This window comes from Nocardia sp. 348MFTsu5.1 (assembly GCF_000383535.1).
Classification (GTDB): domain Bacteria; phylum Actinomycetota; class Actinomycetes; order Mycobacteriales; family Mycobacteriaceae; genus Williamsia; species Williamsia faeni.
The window spans coordinates 13,728-29,587 of the sequence record NZ_KB911517.1 but is presented as its reverse complement, the minus strand read 5'-3'; the positions used below and the strand labels follow the sequence as shown (position 1 = coordinate 29,587).

The following is a 15,860-nucleotide window of genomic DNA, read 5'->3' as shown; positions in this document are numbered from 1 at the left end:
CGATGTCGACCGCAACTCCTGGTCGAGGATATCCACCGCCAGACTCAGACTGGCGTGCACGACGCGATCTCAGACCGAATGGGGGACCAGCGGCAAGGGCAGGCACTCCCCGCGTTGCCGTTAGGGGCGCGTACACGCTATTGGTATTGCTCGGCGATCGTGTATTACGAGTCGGCGCAGTCGACGGTGGCTGACAGATCTGCTCCCGCTTCGCCCGCAATGCATCGGCGGCATGGGTCGTGGCTGGGGATCCGAAGGTACTGCTGCACAGAGCCTTACGATCTTCGAAGATTACGCCGAGAAATCCGAGATCCCTGTGGAATCGGCGCCGAGTCCCAGACTCTGGGCGGCCAGTAGAAATGACCCGACATAGGGCAATGTTGCCATAGATGTCGAGATCGCGGGCGTAGTCACGATCGCGGTAGAGGGCGGATCAGACTTTCCTGAATTGCGGCGCGCTTCGCGACCGGACGCGACACTGCCGCCGCGGGCGATACCGGCGCTCTCGTAACTGAGAACCGCACTCGCGGGGCAATCGTTAAACCCGGAGAATCGCGCGGCGACTCGAAGTCAGGTACGGCGGTCGTCACGGTGGCAGTGTGCTCGGGCAACTGCCCTGACGTAACCACTCGGCGCCCACTTCCTCGGCCACCCCCGTGCGTAATGGCTGGGGGTTTGGACCAGAGCGGTGGCCTCTGGCAATGTTGACGAAATCATTCGATTGTCGTTCGCGGAACTGGGCGGGACGAATCCGCCGCAACCTGCCAGGCATCGAGAAGTTAGTCGAACACTTGCGAAGTCTGTGTCTTCCACTGTCGTCATCAGATCCATCAGTCAAGGTTGATATTGGTGTGCGCCGTTCGCGACGACCGACGAGACCGCCCGATCGATGCCGAGCAATTTCGGACTTGCACCGTGAGGCAGCCCGACAGACGGCGGCGCTCAGCACGGAGGGGTCCGATAAACTGCGCCAAGTTGAATTCTCGTGGTTCATCAGGTTGTTGTGCAGAGCTTAGTTGTCGCACAGCTCCTGAAGCTGTTGCTCGTTTGGTCCCATGTGTCGTTGGCCTTCATTGTCTCGGTTCGACGTCACGACCGGATGGTTGGTGTCTGTCGCAATTTGTCGGTTGAGCCTCCTGCAGTCGGCTACCAGATGAGTTCGAGATTGTCGATATTGCGGATGGGAAGCATCGACGACAGATTCGTGCCGGGCTTCAACGACCAGTTCGGGATACGCCGATGCCATTCCTGCATGGCGACATTCAGCTCTCTACGCGCGAGGTGCGAGCCGAGACAGCGGTGGACGCCGGCGCCGAAGGCGATGTGACGGTTCGGTTTGCGGCTGAAATCGACGGTCATGGGATCTGGAAAGACGTCAGGGTCAAGATTCGCGGCGGCGTTGTTGAGGATCACCATCTGGCCCTCCTTCACAGGACAACCGAGAACTTCCTGGTTTGCTGTCGAACGTCGGATGAACAGCGTGGTCGGGGTCTCCCAGCGAAGCATTTCTTCGGTCGCCTGCGGAATCGTGGTCGGGTCGGCAACCAACTGGTCGCGGTACGACGGATTTCGACCCAAGAACGCCATGAATGCCGTCAGCGTGGCCTTCACAGTATCGAGGCCTCCTACCAGCAGGGTGAAGCACATGTCCAGCATCTCTTCGGTGGTGAGAGGTCGATCGTCGACCTCCACTTCGAGGAAGCCGCTGACGACGTCGTCGCTCGGCTTCTTCCGACGGTCCGCGATCACCTGTTCGAAGTAGTCATAGACCCGTTGTCCGCCTTCGTTCTGAATACGGGCAATCTCGTCGATGTCGGTCGTGACGCCCTCGCCGGGATGGAAGATTGCATCGACCATGGATTGCAGTGTGAGGCGGTCTGATTGGGGCAGCCCCATGAGGTCGAGGAAGATCATTCCCGGGTAGGGCTCGGCGAACTCGTTCGTGAAGTTGCACTCACCGCGGTCTTGGAAAGCGTCGATGAGGCTGTTTGCCCGATTGACGATCTCGTCTTCGACGCCCGTCATCTGCTTCGGAGAGAACAAGTGGTCCAGCAACTTCCGGTACTTCGCGTGCTCCGGCGGATCGAGGTGCATGGGGATTTGCGGTCGAATGTTTCCGATTCGGATGGCTTCTTCTGACGAGAAGGCCGCATCGCGTCCACAAACCTGCGTGATGCCCTCGCGGCTTCCGACCATGAAGAGGCCGTCTTGAGGCTGGATGATCCCGCTTTCGGCGAATTTTTTCTGGACGTCGGGCTGCGGATTGTTCGGATCTAAATAGCCGGTCAGGAATCCCATTGTCTCGGCGAACCATGTCGGGCTGAGCTTGTCCATATGCTTCTCCTCATGAAAACAGTCTTGACACGGAGCTGATTTCCATCGCCACTTTCGTGCCGTTTTGGGTGAGTCGGCCGTAAGGTCTCAGACGTCGCAGCATGAAAGACGTTCAAAGGAAACGCCGGACTTCGTTCGGCGCCTCGGGCGTAAAACCTATTGATCCGTAGAATTTCTAGCTGCGCCCGCTGCGTGCGACCTGTTACACGCGGATGATCCATTGTGATGTCGAGCACTAACGTAATAGTGCACTCGCACTCGCCTGCGTGTCAACATCACTGGGAAGATTCTTGGTGTCTCCCTGCTGAGTGCAATCCTCCGGCGTCGACCAGAACCTATCGTTCCAGGTGAACAGCGAATGTACGGTTCGCCGTTACTGCAACTAGCGTCTGAATTGGTGCGCAGCACCTTTCAAAATCCGCGGTTCGGACGAGGTCGAGTTCTAATCCATGGATGGATGGTGCGAGCTCAAGGTCACTCGCTGAGTACAATGGCGCTCTCTGGGCAGGAGTCTCTTGCGTCGCGTGCCGCGGCAGTTTGGTCCGCCGGTACGTCGGCGGATATTCCTCGAATCGAAACAAAGCCGTCGTTGTCGCATTCCAGAAAATCCGGCGCGGCTGCGTAGCATTGGCCATGGCCGACACACTTGTCGTCGACTGAGATTCTCATATGATGCTCCGCTGTGTGAAGGTAATTGCTATTAGACGGGGAAACCATTGGTTCTTTTCTCCGCACTTGTCGTACGTCGTTGAAATAGGAGAAGCTCAGGCAGTGAGAGCGGCTGTGAGCACTCAGAATCGGATGAACGATCGAAGTAACTTTGAGCTCCCGGCGAGCGAGGACTTCAGGTGACGTCCGAAGCGGCGCTCGCTGGGCTATCGCCTTTCGTCGATTGCGATGACTCCGCCGAGACCTGTGTGCCGCGTTGTAGAAACTCTAGCAACGCGTCTCCAGCTTCTTGAGGCACCAGGTGCCCGACTCCGGGCAGTTCAATGTAGTTGGCATCGGGTATGAGACGGGTCAGCCGCATCCCGTTCCCGACCGGCATGAGTTTGTCTCGGTTGCCGTGAACGACCGTGGTGTGTGCCGTGATACGGCGCAGGCGAGACGGCCCGTTCCATGCCGCTATTGCCCTTGCCTGACTGACGATCCCACTACGAGGGGTGACGCGCTCGATGGCCTGGTCGGCGATTTCTGTCATCACCTCAGGGTGCGCATCAGCGAAACCCTCGCCAACGGTCTGCCCCCAGGCGTCGATCAGGAACTCGTGCAGATCGCTTCCGGCAGGCGGTTGCCTCATCAGCACAAGGAAGCCGTCGAGACCGGGTGCGATCTGGGCTGGGGTGGGTGGTCTGGTCGCGACCAAGATCAGCTCGTCGACGAAGTCGCCGTGGCGGATCGCCAGTTCCTGCGCGATCATTCCACCCATCGAGATCCCCAACACCGTGGCTTGGATGATCCCGCACGCGCGCAACACGTCCCGCGCATCGTCGGCCAGATCGCCGAGGGTGAACGGTGCCGGAGCAGAGCGTGACCAGCCTGTGCCACGATTATCGATCCGGATGACCCGGTAGTGCTCTTCTAGGCTCCGCACCCACGCTTCGGGCCACACCAGACCACTGGCGGTGAACCCGTTGAGGAGCAGGAGCGCCGGACCACTACCACCCTCGTGCCAGTTGACCAACGGTCGTACGGGGTTGGAACGCCCCGCGGCTGATGAATCTCCGGAAGACTCGGCGGCCGCCTCACGCAGTTGCGCGGCAGCGGAGACTTCTCGTAGACGCCGGCGGGTGGCCGGTGTCTTGTAGCCGACGAGCTTGGTGCCGAACTGCACCGGAGCTGAAACGGTACGACGGACTATCGCCTCATTGCGGATTCCGAGTCCGGTCGCTTTGGCCAGTGGCGTGTTGGTGGTGAACGGGATCATGATATGCCCCAGCCGTTCCATTGCAGACTCGGACAGTTGCGGTTTCAGCGGGTTCATTCGAAGACTCCTGGTTCGGGGCGCAGCTGACGCCGCAGGATCTTGCCGGTGGCGTTACGCGGCAGCTCGTCCACGAACTCGAAAACCCGTGGCACCTTGTACTTCGCCAAGTTCTGGGCGATGTCCTCTTTTAGCTCACGAACGTCGATGTCGGAACCCGGTTTCGCGACGATGACGGCTTTGAGGGCCTGGCCGAACTGGTCGTCGTCGATCCCGACCACCGCAGCCTCGGTGATCCGTTCATCCTGGTTGAGGAAGTCCTCGACCTCTGAGGGATACACGTTCTCGCCGCCAGAGACGATCATGTCGTCATCGCGGCCCACGACGAACAACCTGCCGTGTTCGTCGAAATACCCTTTGTCCCCGGTGGATAGTTGACCATTGACGATCTCTTTTCCGCCGCCACCGGTGTATCCGTCGAAACGAGCCGCATTGGCGACGAAGATGCGGCCGATGGCGCCGGCGTCGACCGGTTTACCGTCATCGTCCGTGATGGACACCCGGACCCCGGGGGCAGGACGCCCCGCCGTGGTCGGAGACGTCCTCAGATCCGTAGGGCCGGCCACCGTGGCGGTCGCGACCTCGGTTGATCCGTATACGTTGTAGAGCGTCGGCCCGAAACGATCGAGTACCTCGGTGGCGAGCCGGCCGGGTAGTGCCGAACCGCTCGACGCTATGATCGCCAGCGAGCTGGTGTCGATCGCGGCGAGCTGCTCTGGAGGGAGCGAGCACATGCGCTGCAGCATCACCGGGACCACCACCAGTGCCCGGGCTCTGCGACGCGACACCAGCGACAACGTTTGTGCGGCATCGAATTCCGGCGCGGTGACAATGGTCGCGGACAGACCCAGGCCGATGAGCAGGTTCGCCAGTCCCCAGGCATGGAAGAACGGTGCGGAAACCACGACCGTGTCGCGGAGCCGCAAAGGGATCGCGCCGAGAAGCGCGGCGACACCGTCGATGCCGGAACCACCCGACGACCGGGCTGCGCCCTTCGGTCGTCCCGTCGTCCCTGACGTCAGGATGATCAGTCGGCTTTCCTGACGAGGCCTCGAGAGATTGGCACTGCGATGGATACTGCTCAGGAGTGCGATCTCGGTGGCGTCGATGGTCCTGACGCCATCGATGCCCTTGAGAACTCGTCCGAAGTCGTCATCGTGGAGCACTGTGGTCAGTTGTTCGTGCTCGATGACATCGGCCAGTTGTCCGGGCCCCATCGCTGTGTTGAGGAGAACGATGTCGGCGCCCAGCTTGGCGGCGCCGAGAAGGGCGTAGACAAACGTCGGCGTATTGCGACACAACACTCCCACCCGGCTCGAGGGCCCGACCCCGGCGCGGGCCAGACCGCGCGCCAACGCATTCGAGCCCTGCCAGAGGTCGCGATACGTGACCCGGTGGCCGGGAGCGGAGACGGCGGTGACTTCTGGGTACCGGGCTGCTGAAGCCGCCACGGCACCGAGCATGCCGTTGCCGTGCGCGATCGCTGCGCGCATGGCCCGTCCGATCCGATCCGGTCGCTCGAACACCGAGGTGTTGGCTTTCATCAGGATCAGCGACGTCCGTGCGTCGATCATCGTGTGCTTCCTTCATCGCCGACACCGAGCATGGTCGCAGATGACCATGCCTCGATCACCGGATGGGCGAGGACGAGGATGTCGTGGAGTTGACCGGTCTCGTCGCGTGCCTGATCGGTCAGCAGTGCCTCGCCGACGAACCCGAGTTCGTTGAACAGGCTTATGACGCCGGATTGATCGGAGAGGACTTCCGTGGTGAGCTTCATCAAGCCCGAGTCGACGGCCGACTGCAGGCCGCGACGTGCCAGGGCGGCGCCGATACCCTTGCCGCGCCATTCCGGCGCGACGACGAGCCGGAGCTCCCCGACATGTGCGGACCAGCCGAGTCCCGGAATCACCGCAAGTAGGCCCGCGACCTCATCGCCGGCGGTGGCGATCAACACCCGGCTACCGTGGCGGGTGCGCCAGCTGTCGATGACATCTGGATTGCCGAGGTCCTCTTTCAAGAACAGGTACTCACCGCGGGGTACCCGAGATATGAAAACGTTCACCGCGGGGATGTCGGCCGAGGTCATTTCTGTGACCACGGGTGGTGAGACAATTACGTCAGTCATGCGAAGCCCTCTCGTTCAACTATGTTCAGTCAGCCAGGCGACTATTGACGGCACACATCGGGTCCGCGCCTGGCGTCCGACGAACAACCCGGCATGACCAGCCGGAAGGATGAGCTGTTCCAGGTCCGCATTGACCAACAGCTCGGCCAGGGGCGCAGTGGCCTCAGGCGGCACCAAGTTGTCCCTCTCGCCGACGACGCTGAGCACGGGGCAGCTGATCGCCGCCAGCTCGACGGTGCGCAATCCGAGTGGGAATCTACCGGTGAGCAACAGGCCCTGGCGGATAAAGACATCCACGACTTCTTCGAATGCTTTGCCCGGCAACGGAATGTGGTCGTTGGACCAACCGATCAGTGCATTGTGTGCGGCTAATGCCTCGTCATTGGCCAAGCTCTGCCACAGGCTCGAATAGGTCGTCAACGGCGCAGTTGGTTGTATCAGCCGGAAGATCGCCCGAACCGTCCCGGCCGGGACGTTGCCGGTCTCATCCACCAGGTCTTCGGGTTCGAGTCGGCCCTGCTCCAACAGGGATGACATTGGTCCCATCTTTCCGAGGTCGATCGGCGTCGCCAGCAGCACGAGGCTGCGGACCGGCAAGTCGGAGTTGCCTGCCGCTGACACCAGTGTCAGCAAGGCGCCCAGGCAATAGCCCAGCACGCTCACCTCGTCCGCGCCGGACTCCGCGCGGGCGGCTTCCAGGGCCAACGGAATGTATTCGTCGCAGTAGACGACCACACCGTTGTGTGCGTCCACCGGCTGAGGCACTCCCCAGTCGAGAAGGTAGACATCGAATCCCTGTTCCAAGAAGTCCGCGATCAGACTGCTGCCCGCGCGGAGATCGAGCACATACGGCTTCGTCACCAGGCTGTGCACCAACACCAGGGGGGTGCCGCGCGTCCGCTTCTCGGAGTCGTAGCGATACAGTTTCACCGAATCCCGCTGCCACACCAGGCGTCTGGAACTGACGGCGATCTCACTCCCACCGAATCCGCCGATGTGTTTGAGTCCGTTCCGCGCACGGACCTGTGCACGGGCGACCTCAGTTGTTACCTTGTCGAGCACGCTCGTCGGGACGAGAGAGACCATTGCGCACCTCCTCTGTGTCGTCGGTGCGCGCATCGTCGAGCTCTTTGCTCAGCTCTCGTACCCTGTGCTCGACCGCGGCGACCTGGATCAGCAGCCGATTCTGATCGGTGGCGGTGGGCAAGTTGAGTCCGTGCAGGATATGGCGCGACAGACGCTCTATCCGGCGCTCGACACCGCGGCGACCGCGACCGATGACGGTCATCCCCACCGCGAAGGTGTCGTGCGCCACGACCCCCTCGAGAAATGGACCTGCTTTGCTGTCGACGGCCTGGATGCCGCGTAGCCACCATGGCCTGGGGGTGCTCATCTGATTGCCGAATCCGTCTGCGCGGTGCTCGCGCCTGGTGAAACCCCTGTGTGCACCGATGTCACCTCATCCGATCTCGCCCTGGCCGCGCTCGCTGCGGAAGTTGTTCGAATCCAGTCGTTTTGCTGATACGCGGAGTCGTCCTCGGATGCCGGGGTGGGCAGTGGCATCTCAGATCGCCAGGTTCCGCGAGCACTCACAGTGCACCACATCGGGCGAGACTTAGTGTGGTTGACATATTGCATAGTGCGATCGTACTATTTTTTTGTGTCATCAATCACCGAGTCGTAGATATGTGATGCACAGAACTAACAACGGCTGTCCGAGGGGCGTCGTCACGACGCCCCAGGCCGACGTGCCTCACGTCGATGTCGACTAATACTGAGTGGTCGATCGACGCGGAGATGCAGATCCTCCGGCCGGAGGATTCTTCCGTCCATCCCAGGAGATCAGAGTGCCCCGTCTTACCACTGAAGAAGTCAACGAATTCCTGACGGAGTACAAGGTCGCCCACATCGCGACCTTGGCGGCCGACGGGTCGCCGTACGTCGTGCCGGCAAGCTTCCTCTTCACAGGCTCCGCCATCCTGATCACTCCCCGCGCGAAGTCTGTGTGGTGCAAACACCTCGATGTGAACCCGAGTATCAGTCTCTCGATCGACGAACCGAGCGCACCCCATCGCAGGGTAACCGTGTCGAACGTCAAAGCCGAGCGCCTGTTCGCGCCCGGTCAGGAGCAGGAGTGGGCCGACATCAACCGGAAGGTGATCGTCAAGGAATTGGGTGAGGAGAAGGTGGACTACTGGATCGAGGCGACGAGCAAAATTCCCTACGCGCTGTACTCCGTCCCGTTCGAGAACCCGTCCAAGTCGGTGAAGACCTGGCGACCCGGCGCAGAAGGCAGCGACCTGAGCGGCTCGATGGCAAAGCGCTACGGAGAGATCATTCAACCCAAGACGACTGCGAAGGCCTCGTTCGCCGAGTGGAAGTAGTACCCGAGTTCTTCACACACCGGTCCGCGACCGCACCGTGGACCGGTGTGTGAACCTCGGGCAGTACACGCTCATACGAGCTGGCCGCCGGCGTCGACGGCAAACGTCGTTCCGGTTACATACTTCCCGTCGTCAGACACCAGATAGAGAATCGCGTTCGATATCTCGACCGGATCGAGCGCGGCGTTGGGTAGGAGGCTCATCGCTGCGGCAGCTACTTCGAAGTCGGCGCGAGTGGGCGATTCGAGGTCGGGGCGGAAGAGTTAGTACATGGGCTCGTTCAGAAGCATCGGGGTGGCAACGTTGGGTGGGTGAACGGTGTTGACCCTGATGTTGTTCGCTCCCAGTTTTTTGCCAGGACCTGGTCCGGGAAGAAGTCGAACCTCAACGTCGATGGGCGGAAGCGACATCTGAATTAGTTGGCGGTCAGACGTTTTGGATATGCCGATCCTAGCCGAGTACTCCAATCGGCGGCCACCCGAGGTTGTCTCGGGTAGTGCGAAAGCCCATGGTCGGTAACACCGGAGTCGGTATGCTCGATCGCATGAAGGGTCTGCTTCTTCGACTGTCCGCAGTTGACGCCGATTCGGAGGCAGCGGTCCGGGTCATCGCATACTTCGATGCACTCGTCGATCGGGGAGCGACGCTCGTGCAATTGGTTCGGGCGACTGCCGCTTTGGCGGAATGTCCGGCCGGGCTGTCGCGGCCGGGTGCAGAGACGCTGCGAATCGCGCCGGATGGGCGCAACATCACTTCGCACCAAGGGATCGAGTCCAGCGGTGTCGACGTCGACAGGGTTGGCCGACTGTGGCTGGAGCGGTCCGGTGGGCCGGCGACGGTCGATGATCTCGTTCTCGAGCGAGCGTCGATCAGCGCCCGCCTCCTGAGCGCCACGCACCAACACTCATTGTTCCCGCGGGCCGGAGATACCGCCCTTGTCGATCTGGTTATGGCGGGGGATGAGTCGGCGGACGACCGAACTCACGCTCTTCGACTGCTCGGGGTGGGTCCCGATGTGTCTGTTCGCGTCATCGTGCTCGATTCCGGATCGGATGAAGCCATCGCCGATGCGGCCGGATTGGTTGCCAGGACCACATCAGGTCGGGTCGCCGGCGCACGGGAGATAGGCTCGCTGTCCGAGATCCTGTTCGTTCAACACGACGGTGTGCGCGACATCGCGGGAGCGCTGCGTGCAGCGCAACGCGACGACGCCACGTGGGACGGCATCCGGGTCGGGATCGGCCGGCCCTGTTCGGGTCTCGAGGCCTGCAACTCTCTGAACCAGGCACAGATCGCCTTTAGGTTCGCCGTCGCAGGTGGAGGGCATCACGCCGTCGTCGACCATATGACACTCGGGTCGTTGGCGTTGCTCGCGGAGTTACCGCGGGAACGACTTCTTGCGGAGCCCGACATCGCCCAGTTGGTCGCCCTCGCCGACACTTATGGCGGGAGAACAGATGTCCAGATCCTTGAGACGTATTGCCGGACCGGGTCCCTGCGACAGGCGGCGTTGGTGCTGCACATGCATCACAGCTCGGTGGCGACCAGGATTGCCAACATTGCGCGCGCCCTCGGATGGACACTGGACGATCCCGATGGACTCCTTCGTGCCCGCATCGCGTTGACCGGGCGGCGACTGGCAGCAAACTGCTGACGCTGCAACCGCATTCACAACAGGAGCGCGCGTCGGAGGACGGCAACCTCCTCGGCCAACTCGCGCTGACTGATCGTGGCCTGGGGTACAAGGCGGGAGCCGTGATAGGTACCCGGTAAGAGGTGGAGTTCGACCTGGACGCCGGCCTTCACCAGGGCCAGTGCGTAGGCGATCGACTCGTCGCGGAGCGGGTCGAATTCCATTGCCGAGACGTACGCAGGTGGCAGGTTGGTGAGATCTGTCGCCCGTGCCGGTGCGGCGTACGGAGATACCGAGTCGGAGCCGGGCACGCCGTTGCCGAGGTAGGCGTTCCAGCTGATGATCGCGGAGTGGCGATCCCACATGGGCGTGTCGACGAATGCCTGGGCACTAGGTGTCGTGAGGCGGTCGTCGACCTCAGGAACTGCCAGGAACTGGAATGCTATGGCGGGCCCGTTGCGGTCTCTGGCGAGCATGGCGAGCGCCGCGCATAGGCCACCGCCCGCGCTGACGCCGTGAATGGCGATCCGTTGTGGGTCGATACCGAACTCTGCGGAGTTCTTGGACATCCACACCAAACCGGCGTAGACGTCCTCGAGCGGTCCGGGATATGGGGTTTCTGGCGCCAGTCGGTAGTCGATCGCGATCACCATGACGCCCAACTCGCGGGCTGTGTCGATACACCAGGCGTGTTCGGTCTCCAGGTCACCGACAATGAACCCTCCGCTGTGGACGTGGTAGATCGCAGCGGGTGAGGAGAGCCTGTCCGGCTGGTAGATCCGTACCGCGACGTCTGGATCTCCTTCGGCGGCAGGGATTGTCCGGTTCTCGACTCGGACGCCTGATTCGTCGGGTGCGCCGAAAGAACGCAGGAGTTCGGTTGCCTGAGCTCGCGCCGCCGGTAGGTCGTTGAAGTCGAACTCCGGCAACATTGCAACCGGACCTGCAAGTTCAGGATCCAAACCGTATGACATGACTCTCCCGTGCTCGATGTGTGCGTTATACCGAATCTAGATACCGATGTGATGTAAGTCATCCGACAGTCGTCGTCGGTTACGGGGCATAAGCCCACCATTCGTCGGGTGTTGATGCGTTTCGGAGTCCCACTACAGCCGACCCGCCAGATGGCGGCCAGATCCCGCCGCTTGGCGTCTTCCGTGACAGCGGCCGCACCGGGGAAGATTGTGAAGTGGGCCACGTTGGTGGTCCTGAACAGTGGAGGATCACGTGACTCAATTTCGCGAACCAGTGAGCGTTGCAATCGACGGCGGCACCGCGGCCGTAGTGGGCCCACCGCCGCCGTACGACCCCGAGTGTGCGGCAGCTCTGGTCGCCGTCAACGAGGTGTTGCCGTCCGGCATCACGCCTGAAGACATTCCGGTGGTGCGGGGTTTCATGGATGACCTCACGCCCACGGACGAGGTCCTGAGCCGCAACGGCGCGTATTCAGTGGAGGACCGGGTGATCCCCGGACCCGCAGGCGCTCCGGACATCACGATCCTGGTCTGCATGCCAGTCGACGCCACCGGTCCGGTCCCGACGATGTACCACATCCACGGTGGCGGAATGCTTTCCGGCAACCGCAGGTCGCTGCTCGACAGTTTTCTCGACCTCGCGGAACCCCTCGGTGTGGGCGTCGTATCGGTCGAGTACCGGTTGGCGCCTGAGCACCCTGATCCGGCGCCCATCGAAGACTGCTACGCCGGACTCGTATGGACACATGAGCACGCCGCAGAACTCGGGATCGACGCGGACCGGATCATAGTGGCCGGGGCGAGCGCCGGCGGGGGACTGGCCGCCGGAATCGTGTTACTTGCCCGCGACCGCGGTGGACCGGCCCTGTTCGGGCAACTCCTCGCGTACCCCATGCTGGACGACAGGAACAACACCGTCTCGAGTTTCCAGATGCGGGGACGTGGTGTTTGGGACCACGATGGCAACCAGACGGGTTGGAATGCCCTGCTGGGAGACCGAGTCGGCGGTCAGGATGTGTCGCCGTACGCTGCTCCTGCCCGGGCCGTAAATCTGGCGGGGCTACCGCCGGCATTCCTCGACGCCGGGTCCGCCGAGACGTTTCGCGACGAAATCGTGTCGTACGCGAGCGCAATCTGGCGGGATGGTGGCGTGGCGGAACTCCACGTGTGGCCGGGTGGATTCCATGGACATGACACGGTGATCCCCCAAGCAGCGCTATCGCAGGCGGCCATCAACGCGAAACACGACTGGCTGCGCCGTTTGCTGGCGACGTAGTTGGGGCGCCGCGCACCAAGGGTGATAATCGCTCTATGAGGGAACTCGCAGGCCGCCTGGATGCGCTGGACGCGGACGCTGGTTCCGCCCTGCGCGTCGTGGCGTACTTCGATGAACTCACTCATCAGCGGGCAGGTCTGGAAAGTGTCGTGCGCGGTGCGGCGATACTGTCAGATCACACCGCGCTCCTCGTCGACGGAGATGCCGGCCTGCGGATGAGGATCACGCCTGATGGCGTCCGGCGCGACACGGCGGGCGCGCCGCTCCCGCACTGGTGTCGTATTGACATCGAGCCTGGATGCGCATTGTGGCTCGAACTGCCGGAACCGGCAGGCTCGGTGGCCGCGGTGGTCCTCGAACGCGCAGCAAGCGCGATTCGAGCGATCCTCGACCGGCCCAGGAGTCGACTGGGTCCGGGCCGCGATCGCGACCCGGACCTGATCGATGTGATTCTGGATCCGTCTGCCTCCGAACACGATAGGGCCCGCGCGGCGCAGCACCTCGGACTGACACGGACCGGCCTCGCCCACGTGGTTGCATCGTCGAGCGGACGAATCGACATCCAGCTCTCTGTCGGCGACGCCGACTCCGGCGTCGCGGTTCCGGTCGGCTCGCTGGGGCGCGAGCGCGTGGGCGTCGGACCCGCAGTTGCGCCAAAAGACCTGCCGGGCACCGAGACCCTCGCGCTGACGGCCGTGAGATTCACCGCCGAGGGTGACGAGTCAGATCCGGGGCCCCGAGTGGTCTACGTCGACCGACTCGGTGGTCTTCTCCTACTTGCACATGCCGCGGATACCTATAAGGGGACCATTCCTGATGTCACAGCGGTTCAGCGCGCGGCCGAGGCGGCACCGTGGATGCTGGCAACCCTCCACGCGGTGTCGACGACCTCCAGTCTGCGTGCGGCCGCAACGAGTGTGCGAGTCCACCACTCCACCATGCAGGGCCGCCTCGTCCAGGCCGAGCGCCGCCTGGGATGGTCATTGAGAGATGACGAGGGTCGAAACCGACTGAACGTGGCGCTGATCCTCCGGCGACTCAGTCGGAACGGCCCTGTTCGACAACTCTGAGTCGGGCTGTCGGACAGGACCATTCGCCGTGCTGCTATTTTTCGAGCTCGAGCTCGCGGTAGACCTTGACGACGTCCTGACTGGTGTAGCCCAGTGTGTACTCGCCGTTGGCGAGAGCGTCGAGGAACCCGTCACCGAAGGCGTACAAGCGTTCCAGGGAGAGGCTGCGGAGCTCCGGTGACCGATCCCGGCGTGCTCTCGACAGGGCGGCGGTGAGCTCATCGGCTCTGAGATTTGTACAGTATGCCGGTGTTCCGGGATGCATCTTCCAAGATTCCGCCAGGGTGCCGGCGTCAACGGGGTCGAATCCCACCTCGTCCACCAGGGCGGCGGCGATTTTCTTGGCGCGCTCGTCGTCACCGGCGACCGGGATGGCCAGTCGGTTCTCGTCTCCGGCCGGCGACCCGTCGTGGACCTGGGTGTACGCCAACATCGCGCTGAAGGTCTTGACGATCGGACGTCCGAACAGCTCGGAGACCCAAACACTTTCGACCATCCCGTCGTCTATCGCCGGGATCACGTTGTCGCGGTAAGGGAAGTAGTTCGACGTATCGATGACGACAACGTCATCGGGCACGTTCAAGAAGAGGTCATCGGGGAGAAGCTGGAGCGCATTCATCGGAATGGTCGTGACAATCACGTCGACGTCGGTGACAGCGTCTCGGATACTGACGGCCGGAGCGCTCGTCTTCTCCGACAGATCTGGAACGAACTCCGGGACGCGGCCGTTGGAGATGACGACGGAATGCCCGGCGTCGATCCAGCGATTCGCGAGGTTGACTCCGATGAGCCCGGATCCGATGATGCCTATCTTCATTCTATTGCTCCTGATTTATGTGAGTGCGATGAAATGAAACGGTTCTGATGGTCGGCGACGGGGAGACTCAGAAAGTCGGCAGGCCGACGATCTCAGCCCACTCGGCCGGGGCGTCAGATGCGCCGAGGACGGCGAGAGCGGGGCGATTGATGAGTCCACCGAGATGAGAGGTCCGAGCCTGGTTGTCTAGGTGCCAGCATTGATCGGTCGACTGCCACGCGGGATAGACGCGCGCCCGAGAGGGATCGCCTCGACGAGCAGAGGCGAGTCTGCCAATCCGGACTGGCGGTGTCGCGGCGGCACACAAGGCGTCGGCAATGGCGCGACCGGTGAGCAGGATCGCCGTCACCGCGGCCAAGGGATTCCCTGGTACTCCCATCACGATGTGACCGCCCGGCAACACGGCGAGCAGTTGCGATCCGCCGGGTCGGCAACGAAGCTGGTCGAAAACGATCTCGGCCCCGAGTTCCTCGAGGACGCGTCGGAGTTGATCTGCCGCCCCCTTACCCGTTCCGCCGATGACGAATGTGGCACTGGCGGTGTTGATGTCGAGTCCGTGGTGAAGAGAGAACTCTCGATCGGAACAGTACGCCGTGCGGGTTGAGGAAAATCCGGCCATCCGAAGCACGCCAGGCAGGATCGGCCCCAGGCTGTCGCGGGTCTGGCCCGGCCGCAGACCGCCCTCGACCGCGATCTCGTCACCGGTGAGGACGACCCGAGCGTCCAATGGACCGCGAACGGTCAGAACGGCGCGTTCGGCGCTGAGCGCCGTTGACATCACCGCGGGTGTGACGACGGTTCCGGCCGGTGCAAGAGTGTCCGCGGTGGTCCAGTTCTCACCACGCCGTCGGATATCGGCGCCATCCGCAGGCATCGGCCCGACGATCTCGACGAGGTGCCCGTCTATCACACGGGAGTTCTCCAGTCGGATGACGCATGTTGTCGAGGTCGGAACGATGGCGCCCGTCGCGATTCGCACGGCGCTGCCCGAGGGTAGTGACATGCCGGGCGTCGTACCGGCAGTGAGTACGTCCGGCAGTAACCGCCACGGAGCTGTCCCTCGGACCGCGAATCCATCCATCGCCGAGGTGTCCGCCGCCGGCAAGTCGACAGTAGGTCGCAGAGGTGCGGCGAGAACGGCGCCCATCGCATCCGTGGTGCGGATGGGAGATGCGGGCAGAACGGCAATCCGTTCGTGGACCGCATGTTTCATCTCGTCGATACTGAGTGGGCCGAGTGATCTGTGCTGAGTTGGCAGTG

General features: G+C 62.5%; 14 protein-coding genes and 1 pseudogene. 4 read left to right on the top strand and 11 right to left on the bottom strand.

The genetic code is table 11. The features are described from left to right. Positions 1 to 1,146: 1,146 nt before the first annotated feature. From H290_RS28930 to H290_RS31200, 7 genes are all read right to left on the bottom strand, one after another. Positions 1,147 to 2,334, bottom strand: a complete 1,188-nt coding sequence (locus H290_RS28930) for a cytochrome P450 (protein ID WP_020108071.1) — start codon at positions 2,332 to 2,334, stop codon at positions 1,147 to 1,149. A gap of 474 nt (positions 2,335 to 2,808) precedes the next feature. Next, positions 2,809 to 3,003, bottom strand: a complete 195-nt coding sequence (locus H290_RS30750; protein WP_081631619.1) for a ferredoxin — start codon at positions 3,001 to 3,003, stop codon at positions 2,809 to 2,811. Positions 3,004 to 3,178: 175 nt separating this feature from the next. Next, positions 3,179 to 4,318 (bottom strand): alpha/beta fold hydrolase, encoded by a 1,140-nt coding sequence (locus H290_RS30250; protein ID WP_020108070.1) that lies wholly within the window; start codon positions 4,316 to 4,318, stop codon positions 3,179 to 3,181. Beyond that, on the bottom strand, positions 4,315 to 5,892 hold the full coding sequence (locus H290_RS0117220; protein WP_020108069.1) for an AMP-binding protein: 1,578 nt from the start codon (positions 5,890 to 5,892) through the stop codon (positions 4,315 to 4,317). The genes H290_RS30250 and H290_RS0117220 overlap by 4 nt, the downstream gene beginning before the upstream one ends. Then, positions 5,889 to 6,446, bottom strand: coding sequence for a GNAT family N-acetyltransferase (locus H290_RS0117215; RefSeq protein WP_196809564.1), 558 nt, complete (start codon positions 6,444 to 6,446; stop codon positions 5,889 to 5,891). Before H290_RS0117215 ends, H290_RS0117220 begins: the two co-directional genes overlap by 4 nt. 15 nt (positions 6,447 to 6,461) lie before the next feature. Next, positions 6,462 to 7,532 carry an alpha/beta fold hydrolase gene (locus tag H290_RS0117210; RefSeq protein WP_020108067.1) on the bottom strand — a complete coding sequence of 357 codons (1,071 nt, stop codon included), beginning with the start codon at positions 7,530 to 7,532 and terminating at the stop codon, positions 6,462 to 6,464. Beyond that, entirely contained in the window at positions 7,486 to 7,839 is a 354-nt protein-coding gene (locus H290_RS31200; RefSeq protein ID WP_155976898.1) for a hypothetical protein, read from the bottom strand. Before H290_RS31200 ends, H290_RS0117210 begins: the two co-directional genes overlap by 47 nt. A gap of 454 nt (positions 7,840 to 8,293) precedes the next feature. Between H290_RS31200 and H290_RS0117200 the strand changes: the two genes are divergently transcribed. Continuing rightward, positions 8,294 to 8,830, top strand: a complete 537-nt coding sequence (locus H290_RS0117200; protein WP_196809563.1) for a pyridoxamine 5'-phosphate oxidase family protein — start codon at positions 8,294 to 8,296, stop codon at positions 8,828 to 8,830. Positions 8,831 to 8,901: 71 nt separating this feature from the next. Here the strand turns inward: H290_RS0117200 and H290_RS30745 are convergent. Continuing rightward, a pseudogene (locus H290_RS30745) lies at positions 8,902 to 9,183 on the bottom strand (SDR family oxidoreductase); the annotation flags it as partial. Positions 9,184 to 9,374: 191 nt separating this feature from the next. Between H290_RS30745 and H290_RS0117185 the strand changes: the two are divergent. Next, positions 9,375 to 10,484, top strand: a complete 1,110-nt coding sequence (locus H290_RS0117185; protein ID WP_028463320.1) for a helix-turn-helix domain-containing protein — start codon at positions 9,375 to 9,377, stop codon at positions 10,482 to 10,484. Positions 10,485 to 10,498: 14 nt separating this feature from the next. Here the strand turns inward: H290_RS0117185 and H290_RS0117180 are convergent, their stop codons facing one another. Further along, positions 10,499 to 11,437: an alpha/beta hydrolase gene (locus H290_RS0117180; protein WP_020108061.1), complete on the bottom strand. Its 939-nt coding sequence runs from the start codon at positions 11,435 to 11,437 to the stop codon at positions 10,499 to 10,501. Between the two features lie 253 nt (positions 11,438 to 11,690). On the opposite strand from H290_RS0117180, the gene H290_RS0117175 reads away from it, so the two are divergent. Both H290_RS0117175 and H290_RS0117170 read left to right on the top strand, forming a co-directional pair. Then, on the top strand, positions 11,691 to 12,713 hold the full coding sequence (locus H290_RS0117175) for an alpha/beta hydrolase (RefSeq protein ID WP_155976897.1): 1,023 nt from the start codon (positions 11,691 to 11,693) through the stop codon (positions 12,711 to 12,713). Positions 12,714 to 12,748: 35 nt separating this feature from the next. Then, positions 12,749 to 13,783, top strand: coding sequence for a helix-turn-helix domain-containing protein (locus H290_RS0117170; RefSeq protein WP_020108059.1), 1,035 nt, complete (start codon positions 12,749 to 12,751; stop codon positions 13,781 to 13,783). Between the two features lie 34 nt (positions 13,784 to 13,817). Here the strand turns inward: H290_RS0117170 and H290_RS0117165 are convergent, their stop codons facing one another. Both H290_RS0117165 and H290_RS28920 read right to left on the bottom strand, forming a co-directional pair. After that, positions 13,818 to 14,600: an NADPH-dependent F420 reductase gene (locus H290_RS0117165; protein WP_020108058.1), complete on the bottom strand. Its 783-nt coding sequence runs from the start codon at positions 14,598 to 14,600 to the stop codon at positions 13,818 to 13,820. Positions 14,601 to 14,667: 67 nt separating this feature from the next. Continuing rightward, the gene (locus tag H290_RS28920; RefSeq protein WP_020108057.1) at positions 14,668 to 15,813 is read right to left on the bottom strand and encodes a molybdopterin-binding protein; all 1,146 of its coding nucleotides are present in this window, start codon (positions 15,811 to 15,813) and stop codon (positions 14,668 to 14,670) included. Positions 15,814 to 15,860 lie beyond the last annotated feature (47 nt).

Coding starts and splice junctions, on each gene's coding strand:
- H290_RS28930 (WP_020108071.1), bottom strand. CDS start 2,334: ATGGACAAGCTCAGCCCGACATGGTTCGCCGAGACAATGGGATTCCTG.
- H290_RS30750 (WP_081631619.1), bottom strand. CDS start 3,003: ATGAGAATCTCAGTCGACGACAAGTGTGTCGGCCATGGCCAATGCTAC.
- H290_RS30250 (WP_020108070.1), bottom strand. CDS start 4,318: ATGAACCCGCTGAAACCGCAACTGTCCGAGTCTGCAATGGAACGGCTG.
- H290_RS0117220 (WP_020108069.1), bottom strand. CDS start 5,892: ATGATCGACGCACGGACGTCGCTGATCCTGATGAAAGCCAACACCTCG.
- H290_RS0117215 (WP_196809564.1), bottom strand. CDS start 6,446: ATGACTGACGTAATTGTCTCACCACCCGTGGTCACAGAAATGACCTCG.
- H290_RS0117210 (WP_020108067.1), bottom strand. CDS start 7,532: ATGGTCTCTCTCGTCCCGACGAGCGTGCTCGACAAGGTAACAACTGAG.
- H290_RS31200 (WP_155976898.1), bottom strand. CDS start 7,839: ATGAGCACCCCCAGGCCATGGTGGCTACGCGGCATCCAGGCCGTCGAC.
- H290_RS0117185 (WP_028463320.1), top strand. CDS start 9,375: ATGAAGGGTCTGCTTCTTCGACTGTCCGCAGTTGACGCCGATTCGGAG.
- H290_RS0117180 (WP_020108061.1), bottom strand. CDS start 11,437: ATGTCATACGGTTTGGATCCTGAACTTGCAGGTCCGGTTGCAATGTTG.
- H290_RS0117170 (WP_020108059.1), top strand. CDS start 12,749: ATGAGGGAACTCGCAGGCCGCCTGGATGCGCTGGACGCGGACGCTGGT.
- H290_RS0117165 (WP_020108058.1), bottom strand. CDS start 14,600: ATGAAGATAGGCATCATCGGATCCGGGCTCATCGGAGTCAACCTCGCG.
- H290_RS28920 (WP_020108057.1), bottom strand. CDS start 15,813: ATGAAACATGCGGTCCACGAACGGATTGCCGTTCTGCCCGCATCTCCC.